The sequence below is a fragment of the Methylosinus sp. C49 genome, assembly GCF_009936375.1.
GTDB lineage: Bacteria > Pseudomonadota > Alphaproteobacteria > Rhizobiales > Beijerinckiaceae > Methylosinus.
In genome coordinates this window covers 2,256,164-2,268,450 of record NZ_AP022332.1, presented here as the reverse complement: position 1 = coordinate 2,268,450, position 12,287 = coordinate 2,256,164, and the positions used below count along the sequence as shown (strand labels likewise).

Sequence of the window (12,287 nt, the reverse complement as noted above, 5' to 3'; positions counted from 1 at the left end):
CTTCCGACTCGGAGCGTGCAATCGACCAATGATCCGCGCGCCGGCGTCAATATTTGGCGAGAATCGGCTGCGCCGACGCCCCGCCGAAGCGCAGAGTTACGCCGACGCTGGCGAGCCAAGGATCGATGTTCGACTTCACTTTGACATAGATGTTCTGATTGAGCGCGGAATTATAGATCGTCGCATAGGCGGTCGGCTCCGCCATGATGCGTTTCAGATCGACATTCACGCCGATGTTCGGCGTGATCATATAGTCGAAGCCGATCTGTCCCGCGACGCCGACGGAGGTTCCGATCTGCAGCGCGCGCACCGAATCATAGCCGGTGAAGCCGAGCGCGGTGCCGAGAGGCGTCCAGCCGTTGCCAGGGCTATATCCATAGGGAACCGCCCATGTGACGCCGACGCCGAAATAGGGTTGGAAGGCGCCGAATTGGGTGAAGTGATATTGGCCGAGAAGCGACACCGGCAGAAGATTCGTCGCGCCGACCGGAATGCCGGCGAGCGAGCCCGTCGCCGTCAGAGTGTGCCGCGTGTAGCCGGCAATCGTCTCGATGGCGAAATGCTCGTCGAAATAATAGCTGAGATCGACCTCGGGAATGATCGATGTGGAGGCGTGAACGCCGGCGCCGAAGATCTGGCCGCCAGGAACGCCGGCGGCGATTCCAGTGACCGCCGGCACGGTTCCGAAGCGGTCGAAAACGGAAAAGCCGCCATCGGGAACGATCGCCGTCGCCCGCAGCCTGATCTGGAAGGGCTGATAGTCGACGGTCGAGATCGTCGCCGACTGCGGTTGAGCGCGAGACGGCAGATCGGCGGCGAAGGCGGCGTTCGCGCAGACGAGCGCGCTCGCCGCACCGATGACGCGGTACGGGAGATTCATCTTCTTTCCTCGAAAAGCTGGAAACAAACGAGACGAATGGCGAAGACGCCTTTCGCTATTCGCCGCCTTCGTAGAACAGCTCGAGCGGCAGACCGACCGCCGTCTTGCCAATCCAGTCACGCGCGATGATGTTCGACGGCCCCATGCCGATGCCGGCGCGCGCGTCGCGGAAATAGCGCTCGAGCGCGCCTTTCTTGTAGCCGTAGCCGCCAGTGACGGTGAGCGCGGCCGCGGCGGAGAGATTGGCGGTCTCGGAGGCATGAACCTTGAATTCGGTGAGCGCGATCAGCAGCTCCGCTTGCGGCTTGCCTGCGAACCACAGCGCATCGAGCCCCGCCGCGAGCTCGCGTCGCCAGGGTCCGAGCGATTCGATCAGCACTTTCGGCTTGGCGAGCTCCTGACGGATCGCCTGGTAATCGGCGAGACGCTTGCTCGTGTCCTTGTGGAGCGAATTTTTGATATGCCCCACGGCGGCGTCGTGAGCGCCGCGGGCAACGCCCTCCCACACGGCGCCGAGGCCGATCAGATAGACCGGCGACACGCCATTGTAGATGATCTCCTTGCCTTGATTCTCCTCGCCGAGACGATCGCGCCGCGCGACCTTCACGCCCTCGTAGCGGATCGGGCCGGAATGATTTCCGCGCACGCCGAGCGCGTTCCACGGCCCGGGCGTGATGCCCGGCGATTTCCCATCGACGATGAAAAAGGAGATATCCGATTGATCACGCGCGTCCGGCGTGCGCGTCTGGGTGATGTAGTAATCCGCCTTGCCGGACGAGGTTGTGAAGGACTTTTCCGCATTGACGACATAATCATCGCCGTCGCGCGAGGCCTGCGAAAAATTATACCACCAGTGTCCGCCAGAGGCGCGCTCGCTGGTCGAATAGGTGCCGAGCAGATATTTTCCGTCCTGTGGCTTCAGCCAGCGCAGCTTCTGGTCATGCGTGCCGTAGAGATTGATCGTTTGCGCAGCGCCGACATGCATCACATAAACGAGGCCCGTCGAGGCGTCCGTCTGTCCGATGCGATAGGCGGCCTCCGCGAAGGCCGTATGATCGAGTCCGAGCCCGCCATATTCCGGCGAGACCAGCGCACGGGTCCATCCGGCTTCGGCGAGCGCATGGAGATTCTCGGCGGGGAACAGCGCCTGCTCGTCATTGCGCTCCGCATTGCCGGCGATCACCGTCTCGATGACGCGATCGAGCCGCTCGAACGCCTCTGCTCTGTTGACTTCCGACATTTTCGTGCCTCAGTTTATTCTGCCATTGCGGATCAATGCGCAGTTCCGATCGACGTGTCTCGTTTCGAAAGGCTCATGCCGCCAAGCGGGCTTGCTCGGCCTCGAGCGCGCGCACGAGCGGAATGACGCGCTTGCCGAAAAACTCGACCTCCTCCTGAAAATGCAGGAATCCGAGAAGGACGAGATCGACGCCGACCGCCTTGATATCCAATATCCGCTGGGCGACCTCTTCCGGCGAGCCGATGAGATTGGTCTTGAACCCGTCATTGTATTGGACGAGATCATCGAAGCTCGACTTCGCCCAATTGCCTTCGCGCTCCGGCGAAGCCGCGCCGGCGTTCTGAACCTCGTGGTGGAAAGCGCGAACCGCATCCGGATCGGCATGGTTCAGAATGTCGTCCAACGCGGCGCGCGCTTCCTCGGCCGTATCGCGCACGATAGCGAAGGCGTTGACTCCGATCCTCACCCGATGACCGCTCTGCGCGGCCTTGGCGCGAATGTCGTCGACCTGTTTTTGAATGCCTTCGATCGTGTTGCCATTGGTGAAATACCAGTCGGAGACGCGCGCCGCCATGTCGCGCGCCGCGCGCGAGCTGCCGCCCTGGAATATCTCCGGCGGGCTGACGGGCTTCGGCTTCAGCGTGTAGGCGCGGAACCGGTAGAAATCGCCTGCGAAGCTGAAATCGTCTTGCGACCACACGCCACGCAGAACGCGGATGAACTCCTCCGAGCGCCGATAGCGCTCGTCGTGATCGAGCCAATGTTCGCCGATTGCCTGGAACTCGCCGCGGAACCATCCCGAGACGATGTTCACCGCGAGCCGTCCGCCGGTATACCAGCTGATCGACGCGACCTGCTTGGCGACAACCGCGGGATGCCACGGGCCGGGAAGAATCGCCGCGATCACATTGAGCTTCTCGGTCGCCGCGAGCAGCGCATGGGAGAAGCTCACCGACTCGTGCTGATAGTCGGCGCCATAGCCGGCGGTGAAGCGAATCTGGGTCAAGGCATATTCGAAGCCCGACGCTTCGGCGATCTGCGCGAGCTTGCGATTATAATCGATATCCCAGCTCGTGCGCTGCTCGACCTTGCTGATGACGAGGCCGCCCGAGACATTCGGAACCCAATAGGCGAATTTGATCGCCTCCGCTTTTTGATGCTCCGAAGACGAAGAAGCGCCGCTCATCCTTAAGTCTCCCTGATGGCCCGTGCGCGTCGCCGAGTAGTCACGCGGCCGCGCATCGATCGTCTATGAATGAGCACGGCGCGTGCCACCCATTTTTCGGCCGGTGATTACGATTTTTCGCATTATCACGGGGGACGGCGATTGCATTCGCAACAGTCGAAGCGCGGCGCTGCTGCACATGCAACAATGCGATTGCGATAGGCCGCCGAGTCCCGATCCGGCGCCTCGATTGCGATGCGCTTACTTCCCAGGCACGTCGAGAGGACCTTCGAATGACACGATCGAACCGCCCGCGGCATATCGTCGACATGCGCGCGCGACCATCATTCCTTCATTCCTTCTTCGGAGCGGAGCCTGGATCGGCCGACTTCGAAACCGTGCGCTGGATGAACCGCCGCCTGGGCTCCGAGGATATCGACCACTTCACGCGAGCGCCCGACCTTCCTTCGTTTTGTCGAGAACTCGATGCGGCGGAGATCGACGTCGCTGTCATGGTGGGACGCAGCACGCCGAGCGTGCGGATTTCAAATGATGTGCTGGCGACGCTGTCTCGCTCGTCGGAAGGGCGCCTGATCGGCGTCGGCTCGGTCGACCCGCAACTCTTCACCGGCAGAGGCGCAGCCGACGAGGCCGAGCGCTGCCTGAAGGAGCTGAAGCTCGCAGGCGTCAATGTCGATCCCGCTTTTTTGGGGGAGCCGATCTCTCACGAGGATGAGACGTTGTTTCCCGTCTACGAAGTCTGCGCGGACATCGGCGCGCCGGTCTTCATGATGTCTGGTCCGACGACGCCGGACCTACGGCTCAACGATCCGCTCGCCGTCGATCGCATAGCAAGGGCCTTTCCGACCCTTCCCATCATCTGCTGCCACGCTTTCTACCCGCATATCGACGAGATGATCGGCGTCGCCTTTCGTAACGAGAATGTCTTCGTGTCGCCGGACATGTATCTCTTCGCGCCGGGCGGCCGGCGCTACGCGGATGCAGCGAGCGGATGTCTCGCGGATCAAGTCCTGTTCGGCTCGTCCTATCCGTTTCGCCCTCTCGGTCAGAGCGTCGCCGATTTCCTGCGCCTCGACCTAGACGAGGAAGTGATCGAGAAAGTCGCGTGGCGCAACGCCGCGCGCCTGCTGCGCCTCGATCTGGCATGAGCTGTTGCGCTTGACGCAGAGGCGGGTCGGAATTGCTTCGAATGCAACAGCCGAAGGACAAAAAGATCGGGGATTCAGGGACCAGCAATTGGCCCGTCTCTTGCGGCCAACAATTGCAAAAATCTCTCCTATGGCGGCGCTCGAAAAGGCGAACAGGATCGGATCATGGAAATCTTGTGGTACATTCCGACGCATGGCGACTCGCGCTATCTCGGCGCGGAGGAAGGCGCGCGGACAGCGACATTCGATTATGTTCGGCAGATAGCGATCGCCGCCGACAGCCTCGGCTATTTCGGCGTTCTCATTCCGACCGGACGCTCCTGCGAAGATCCGTGGATCGTCGCCGCCAGCCTGATCGAGTCGACGAAGAGCTTGCGCTTTCTCGTGGCCTTGCGGCCGGGCCTGGTGCAACCGGCGCTGGCGGCGCGCATGACGGCGAGCCTCGATCGTCTGTCGCGCGGGCGTCTGCTGATCAATCTCGTCGCCGGAGGCGATTCGAGCGAGCTCGCCGGGGACGGCCTCTTTCTCGATCATGCGGCTCGCTACGCCGTCTCGGCGGAGTTCGTGCGCGCATGGGAGGCGCTTCTTCACGCGAGCCACACAGATGACAGCGTCGATTTTCACGGCGCGCATTTCGATATGGAGAAGGGCAAGCTGCTGTTTCCGCCGGTGCAGAGCCCGAGGCCCCCGCTCTATTTCGGCGGCTCCTCGGAACCCGCGCACGAGCTCGCAGCGCGCGCTGTCGACACTTATCTGACATGGGGAGAACCGCCCGCCGCGGTCGCCGAGAAGATCGCGGATGTGCGGCGTCGCGCGGCGGCGTTCGGACGTGCGCCCCGCTTCGGAGTGCGGCTTCATGTGATCGTTCGAGAGACGGAAGACGAAGCCTGGGCGGCGGCGGACTCCCTCATCAGCCGCCTGGATGATAGCGCCATCGCGGAGGCGCAGAAAGCCTTCGCGAAAATGGATTCGATCGGCCAGAGGAGAATGCTCGAATTGCGCAAAGGCGGAGGGCGCACGCGCGCGGACCTCGAGATAAGCCCCAATCTCTGGGCCGGAGTGGGATTGACGCGGGGCGGCGCAGGAACGGCGATCGTCGGTAATCCGGCGCAGGTCGAGGCGCGCTTGCGTGAATATGCAGCGCTCGGCGTCGACAGCTTCATTCTTTCCGGCTATCCGCATTTGGAGGAGGCCTATCGTTTCGCCGAGCTCATGTTTCCGAGGCTCGGAGTCGAGGCGCGCGGGACATTGCCGGGCAAGAAGATCACCGGTCCGTTTGGGAGCGTTGCGGCGAAGCCCGACGCGGCGCCTTCGGCGGCGGCATGAGGAGCGCATCATAAATGTCTGACCGCATCGTCGAGATCCACGCGACCGCTGTTGCGCTCGAGAGTCTGCTCGCCGTGCTCGCCTCGAACGCCGCACAACGTGACAAGCAAGGCGGCACGGCCAAGCACGAGCGCGATCTCATTCGCGACAGCGGCCTGCTGACCCTCTCCATCCCTCACGAATTCGGCGGCGGCGGCGCGGATTGGGTCGAGATATTCGCCATTATTCGGCGAATGGCGGCGGTCGACAGCTCGCTCGCCCATCTTTTCGCGTTTCATCATCTGATGATCGCCACGCTCCAATTCTTCGGCACGGCCGAGCAGACGCGGCGCGCCATGGAGAAGACGGTTCGCGAGAATTGCTTTTGGGGCAATGCGGTCAATCCGAAAGATTCTCGTTTGCGGCTGCGCCGGCATGGCGAATCCTATCGGCTCGACGGCGCGAAGAGCTTTTGTTCCGGCGCGAGCGATTCTGACATGCTCGTCGTCTCGGCGCTCGACGATCGGGGGAAATTGAAGATCGCCGTCATTCCGACCGGGCGCGGCGGAGTTCGGATTCACGACGATTGGGACAATATGGGGCAGCGCCAGACCGATAGCGGCTCCGTGTCCTTCGACGCGGTCGAGGTGCGTGAAGACGAACTGCTCGTCTCGCCCGGGCCGCTCGGCTCGCCTTTCGCGGCCTTGCGGCCATGTCTCGCGCAGCTCATTCTCGTCGGCATTTATGTCGGATTGGCGCGTGGCGCGCTCGATTCGGCCATCGCCTATGTGCGGGAGTTGCCGAGCGATGGCGCAGCGCGCATCGGCGGCGATCCGTTCACTCTCCATACGGCAGGCGAGCTCTGGGCGCAGGTCTGCGGGGCGGAGGCGCTGGTCGATCGCGCCGTGCAGGCTTTTCAACGCGGCTGGACGCGCGGCGACGCGATCACGCCGCAAGAACGCGGCGCCATTGCGATCGATGTGGCGACCGCCAAGGTCGCGAGCGCCCGCGCGGCGCTCGACGTCGGTGGCCGCATGTTCGACATCACGGGCGCGCGCGCGACGACTGCCCGCGCCGGTCTCGACCGCTTCTGGCGCAATGCGCGCACGCATACGCTTCACGATCCGCTCGATCACAAGCTGAAGGAGCTCGGCGATTTCGCGCTGAACGGCGCCTATCCGACGCCTTCCTTCTATTCATGAACAGCGCGCAGCGCCACAGCCGACGTTCACAGTCCTCAGACAGGAGACGATATGACCGCGATAAAGCTCGTCGCCGTATCCGGCGGCCTCGGACACCCGTCACGCGCCGCCGCTCTCGCGCAAGCGATCACGATGGAAATCGCCGTATCGACAACGATCGAAGCCTATACGATCTCGGTCGCCGATCTCGTCGCCGATCTCGCCGGAGTCGTTTCGGCAAAGGACGCTCCCCCGTCGGTGAGCGAAGCCGTGAAACAAATCGAGTCCGCGGATGCGCTGGTCGTGACGACTCCGGTCTATCGCGGCTCCTACACCGGCCTCTTCAAGCATCTTTTCGATCTCGTCCATCACGAGGCGCTGATCGGCACGCCCGTTCTGCTCGCCGCGACGGGCGGCAGCGATCGACATTCATTGGTGATCGATCACCAATTGCGGCCCTTGTTCGCCTTTTTCCAATCGCTGACCTTACCTGTCGGCGTCTACGCCAATGACAGCGATTTCACGAATTATGAGGTGAGCAGCGACGCTCTGAAGGAACGCATCAGACTCGCTGTCACACGAGGGATAGAGCATTTGAAGCACTGACGGTAGCTGCGCTTCACATCACCGGAAGCCTCCGGCGCTCCTCTTCTCCTAAGCCGTTCGACGCAGGCAACCTACTGCCGCCTCCACCTGCCGTCGCCGACACGATCATCATTCCAAAAGACCGCGCGACGACCCGCGCGAGCCCTGGCGCGGTTCACTTTTTCCGCGTCGGCAGCGCCCGCTCTTGCGGGTGAGATTGGTCGAGGCGCCGGTTTCGTCGATGAAGACGAGCTTCGCAGGATCGAGGTCGAGCTGCCCGGAAAACCAAGCGTGGCGACGCGTCAGCACATCCGGGCGCTGATGCTCCTCGGCATGCGCGATCTTTTTTTGAACGATATGTCATGGCGATCGAAAAAGCGCCACAGCACCGACGACGAGAACCGCTCGCCGAAAGCATCGAGCAGTCGATGTTCGATCTCGAGCAGGGTGATGTCCGGCGTGCGACGAACAAGGCCGAGGAGATAGTCGCGATGCGCTTCGATCCGCTTCGAGCGCAGGTCTCCCCCGCTCGGCGATGGAGATATCTCACCTGTGGTCTCGAAGCGCTCGACCCAGCGCGCGGCGCTCGGAATGCTCACCCCGAACCGCTCGGCCGCCGCATTGCGCGACATCCCTTCTTCGACAACAGCCTTTAGCACCCGCTCACGAAGATCATCGGAAAGCGCCATTCCCGCCGCGTCTTTCCGCGGCGGATAGCTTGAATCAGAGAAAGCCCGATTCGGGAATCATGAAACGATTCATGCGGTTCGGAAGGAGCTAGCTCGTTCCAGAAAGCGCGCAGACCGCCCGTGAGTCCCATCTGGGAGAAATATCGGAATGGCGAGGCCGCCCCCGCGATGCAGGAGAACGCAGAAGGCGAGCGCCATGACGCTCACTCCTCAGAAGAGGGCTCGAGCACGAAGGTGCGAGGCGGCGTTCGCAGCTTGCGCAAAGCCAGCGCCGAACTCGGCATCGTCGAGTTCGGCTGAAAATCGGCGAGCGAAGGACGCCGGAAGCGGGACGCGCGATCGGCGCGTCATTCACCCCTGGCGCGCGGCGTTCGTCATCTTTGATGGGGAAGGGACCAATTCCGCTTCACCATTCGATCCGCAATGTGCCGACCGCCGTGAAGGGCGGCGCGGCGAACAGATTGAAACGCGAATTGGCGTTGAAATAAGTATCGACTCCGGTGAAATAGCGAACATTGTTGATGTTGCGCAAATTGAGTTGCGCGGTGAGCTTGTGGCCCTCGTATAGGGTCGTATAGCTCGCGAAGGCGTCGAGCCGGGCCCAGCCCGGAATGAGAAACGTGTTCTGCAAATCGCCCCAGGAATGCGTCGCCGCCGTGACGCCGCCGCCGATCCGCAAGCCGAGGCCATTGTCTCCAAAGTCATATGTCGCGAAAATCTTGCCCGAATGGCGTGGCGCGTTCACGAGGTGGGCGTAGAGAAAGCCGCTTCCATAAGGATCGAGCGGCTCTTTCGGGCTGTCGGCGATGACCTTGGCGTCGATGTGCGCGTAATTGGCGACGATGGCGATGCGGTCGGTCACACGGCCGATGATGTCGAGATCGACGCCGCGACTGCGCTGCAGGCCGGCCGGCGTCCGCACATTCGGGTCGAGCGAGGAATAGTCGCGCGTCAGCACGCCAGATTTGGTGATCTGGTAGAATGCGAGCGTCGCCGTGAGCCCCGGCATCGGCTCGGCCTTGAGGCCGACTTCCCATTGCTTGCCGCGTTGTGGCGCAAAGGCCTCGCCGGAGGCGGACAAGCCATTGTTGAGGCCAAAAGATTCCGAATAACTGCCGTAGGCGCTCAATTCGGGGAGGAGGTCGTAGACGAATCCGAGGCGCGGGCTCCATGCCTTGTCGACCCTCGTCCTGGCTTTGAGCCGGTCAGCGATGGCCAAGTCCTTCGTGGCGTCGTAGAGCGGCGCGCCCGTCACGGGATCATAGCCTCCCTCCGAAACGCCGCCGGTCACATCGGCAACGTCGTAGCGCGCACCGAGCATCAGATGCAGCGTGTCGAACCAGGTGACGTGATCCTGGACATAGAAGCCCTTCTGACGGGCGAGATTGGAAGAGTGCGACTTATAGCCGGACCCGATCACGGCGTCCTGATAGGCGGACGAGGGAACAGTACCGTATAATGGCGCATAAGCGTCGATCGAATAGACGCCCGCGCCATTGCTATAATAGTAATCATAATAGCTATTGACGTAGTCGAGCCCCATCAGAAATATGTGCCGTCCGCCGAGCGCGTCGAACTTGCCCTCGAGATCGATATTGGTCGAAAAGGTTTCGCCCGACATGAATTGATATTGCGTCGCACGCTGCAGGCTTCTGCCGTCTTTGTCCACGCAAGACGCATCGTCGGCGCAATTACCAACGAGATTTGGCTTTGAGAAGGTCGGAGTGGCCGCGTAATTGAATCTATTTGTGAGCTTCCAATTCTCTTCGAGGTTTTGACGGAACGTATAGCCGACGCTGAAGCTCTCGATGTGATCGCGCGGATCGTTCGGCTCTTGAAACGAGCGGCTCAGGGGAAGCGGGGCCGGATAGGCGCCGAAAGCGGGAAAGCCCGTGTCGCTCTGCGCCCGCTGACCGAGGTACTGCGTGTCCACGGTGAATTCCGTCCAGTCGCTCGGGCGGTAGCTCACCACGGGGGCGACGAGCACCCGCTCTCCGCCCTGAAAGGCGCGGAACGAGCCATTGTTCTGATAGGCGCCGGAAATGCGATAGGCGAGACCCGGAACCTCCGCGACGGGCGCGGTGACGTCCCATTGCGTGCGGTAGTGGTCGTAGGAGCCGAATTGTTGCTCCACGACGATCCGTCTTTCGTCGAGCGGCTGCTTCGTGATGAGATTGACGATGCCGCCCGGCTCCGCGCGTCCGAAGAGAATCGACGCGGGGCCTTTCAAAATCTCGATACGTTCCAAATTCGCCGTGTCGAAACCGCTCGGATTGCTGTCGCCGCTCGGGATGGCAAGGTTGTTGCGATAGATGTTGAGGCTTCGAAAGCCGCGGATGGTGAAATTATATCCTTCCAGCTCGTTGCTGTTCGAGCGCACGCCAGAAACATTTTCGATCGCTTCCCGGACGTTCGTGATCTGCTGGTCCTGAATGACCTGCTTGGGGATCACCTGCACGGAGACCGGCGTCTGCCGGATCGGAATATCGGCCTTCGCGCCGGTCGTGGCGTTGCGCACGACATAACCTTGCTCCGGCGTCTTCGGCTCGGTGGGACCTCGGCCCGCCTCGGAGCCGCCGGTCGGACGCGCAGCGGCTATGTCGATTGTCGGCAGCGCTTCCTGCGCGCGCGTGGCCGAAGAGAAAAGAACGAGCGTAAGCGCGCCGGCGGAAACGCCGCGCGACAATGTCGAGCGAAACATGATGCGACTCCCGATACGGCCCTTGCAGCCGTTATGAACGAACAGAAAACTGGTCGGCCTTCAGGCCGACGCCTTCGATCGGATCAGGAGAAAAGGGGCGGGGCGCGCGACGACCAGGAGGTGATCCAGCCGACCGGAGGGCCCCTTGAGTTGGCCATCGAAAAGCGGGCGCTAGAGACGACTGCTTCTGGCAACGAATAGGCGTCGATGCTGAACAGCGCGGCGAAGAAAAGCGGCGATGCGTCGCGATTGCTCACACAGCCGATGCAGCACAGGGCGTGGCTACGGTGATCCTGCGCAGGAGCGCCATCGCCGAAATGTGTCTTGCAGAATCGGCCGTCTATCGAAGCGGTCACACCGGCCGCAGCGTCGCCGACGAGCAACGACGGAATGGAAGTTGCGAGCCCTTGGAGCAGAAACAGGCAAAGCGTCACGCTCGCCATTACCGAGCGCAATGAGAATCGCTTTCGTTGCAACAGATATCGCATAACACGCCATATTACATAAGGGGAATTTGGAAAATCAATAGCCACAGTAGACCATCGCGCAAATATTCTCGCGGTGTCGCAACAGAGCAACCACTCCCGACGCGCCGAAGTTCGGGCTCGTCGCGAAGCCTTTCCAGACACGATTCTCACCGTCTTCTCCATGCTCGACGTCGCCCTCCCCTCGCGCCAGCGCCGAAGGCGGTCCTCAAATCCATTCCTTTTCGTCCATCTGGAGCTGCGGATCGGCGGAGGCGGCTTCTGCGACGCGGCCATCTTGCGCTCGGACCTCGACAGCTGCTCTGCGCATCCGCTGACGCCCGTCTTGTTGTCGACAACGATTTGGAGAAGATGGTCTGCGACCCTGCCGATGTTGCGGTTGACAGTCCGCAACGATACGCCCAGTCGTTCAGCGATTTCCAGGTAGCTCATGCCGTATAGACGGCTGAGCAGGAACATCTCGCGACAGAGCTCGGGCAGCTATGCGAGGCCGAGGAGCACACGCTGCAATATGATCGTATTTCAACGGCGCGCATGCCGGCGAAATCTTCGCAAGTCGCCTCGTCGAATTCCGCGCCTTCGACAAGATAGGCCATGCGAATTCGTCTCCGTCGCGACCAATCGATCGCCATGTCCGATGCGATGCGGAACAGATAGCAGCGCAGATCGACAATCTTTTCGGAATTTTTCCAGCTCGAGAAGCCTCAGATAGGAGTCCTGGATGATGTCTTCGCAGTCCTCGCTTCCGACTCGACGCCTCACCGTCGAACGAGGCCGCGGCGTCGTTCGATCGCGAAGTGAAAACGAAGCTTGGAAGCGGATGTGAGAAGAAGAGGTCAGACCAGAGGCGCGTGGGCGCGATAGGCGCGCCCGCGCAGGCTGAGCGA

At 61.9% G+C, this 12,287-nt stretch carries 10 protein-coding genes; 4 read left to right on the top strand and 6 right to left on the bottom strand.

The annotated features are described in order from the left end of the window. Positions 1–46 precede the first annotated feature (46 nt). The 3 genes from GYH34_RS10745 to sfnG form a co-directional block, all read right to left on the bottom strand. Positions 47–880 carry an OmpW family protein gene (locus GYH34_RS10745; RefSeq protein ID WP_161913569.1) on the bottom strand — a complete coding sequence of 278 codons (834 nt, stop codon included), beginning with the start codon at positions 878–880 and terminating at the stop codon, positions 47–49. A 55-nt stretch (positions 881–935) separates the two neighbouring features. Beyond that, the gene (locus GYH34_RS10740; RefSeq protein ID WP_161913568.1) at positions 936–2,120 is read right to left on the bottom strand and encodes an acyl-CoA dehydrogenase family protein; all 1,185 of its coding nucleotides are present in this window, start codon (positions 2,118–2,120) and stop codon (positions 936–938) included. A gap of 73 nt (positions 2,121–2,193) precedes the next feature. Beyond that, positions 2,194–3,306 carry a dimethylsulfone monooxygenase SfnG gene (gene sfnG, locus GYH34_RS10735; protein WP_161913567.1) on the bottom strand — a complete coding sequence of 371 codons (1,113 nt, stop codon included), beginning with the start codon at positions 3,304–3,306 and terminating at the stop codon, positions 2,194–2,196. 272 nt (positions 3,307–3,578) lie between these two features. On the opposite strand from sfnG, the gene GYH34_RS10730 reads away from it, so the two are divergent. The 4 genes from GYH34_RS10730 to msuE all read left to right on the top strand — a co-directional run bounded on the left by GYH34_RS10730 (position 3,579) and on the right by msuE (position 7,546). Further along, positions 3,579–4,454, top strand: a complete 876-nt coding sequence (locus GYH34_RS10730) for an amidohydrolase family protein (RefSeq protein ID WP_161913566.1) — start codon at positions 3,579–3,581, stop codon at positions 4,452–4,454. A gap of 165 nt (positions 4,455–4,619) precedes the next feature. Continuing rightward, positions 4,620–5,780, top strand: coding sequence for an FMNH2-dependent alkanesulfonate monooxygenase (gene ssuD, locus GYH34_RS10725; RefSeq protein WP_161913565.1), 1,161 nt, complete (start codon positions 4,620–4,622; stop codon positions 5,778–5,780). Positions 5,781–5,794: 14 nt separating this feature from the next. Beyond that, complete coding sequence (locus tag GYH34_RS10720) at positions 5,795–6,961, top strand: acyl-CoA dehydrogenase family protein (RefSeq protein WP_161913564.1); 1,167 nt, start codon at positions 5,795–5,797, stop codon at positions 6,959–6,961. Positions 6,962–7,012: 51 nt separating this feature from the next. Continuing rightward, positions 7,013–7,546 carry an FMN reductase gene (gene msuE / locus GYH34_RS10715; RefSeq protein WP_161913563.1) on the top strand — a complete coding sequence of 178 codons (534 nt, stop codon included), beginning with the start codon at positions 7,013–7,015 and terminating at the stop codon, positions 7,544–7,546. 281 nt (positions 7,547–7,827) lie between these two features. On the opposite strand, the gene GYH34_RS10710 is transcribed toward msuE, so the two are convergent. The 3 genes from GYH34_RS10710 to GYH34_RS10700 form a co-directional block, all read right to left on the bottom strand. Further along, positions 7,828–8,214, bottom strand: coding sequence for a helix-turn-helix domain-containing protein (locus GYH34_RS10710; RefSeq protein ID WP_161913562.1), 387 nt, complete (start codon positions 8,212–8,214; stop codon positions 7,828–7,830). 406 nt (positions 8,215–8,620) lie between these two features. Beyond that, complete coding sequence (locus GYH34_RS10705; protein ID WP_161913561.1) at positions 8,621–10,915, bottom strand: TonB-dependent siderophore receptor; 2,295 nt, start codon at positions 10,913–10,915, stop codon at positions 8,621–8,623. A gap of 83 nt (positions 10,916–10,998) precedes the next feature. After that, positions 10,999–11,880 carry a sigma factor-like helix-turn-helix DNA-binding protein gene (locus GYH34_RS10700; protein ID WP_256367047.1) on the bottom strand — a complete coding sequence of 294 codons (882 nt, stop codon included), beginning with the start codon at positions 11,878–11,880 and terminating at the stop codon, positions 10,999–11,001. Between the last annotated feature and the right edge of the window lie 407 nt (positions 11,881–12,287).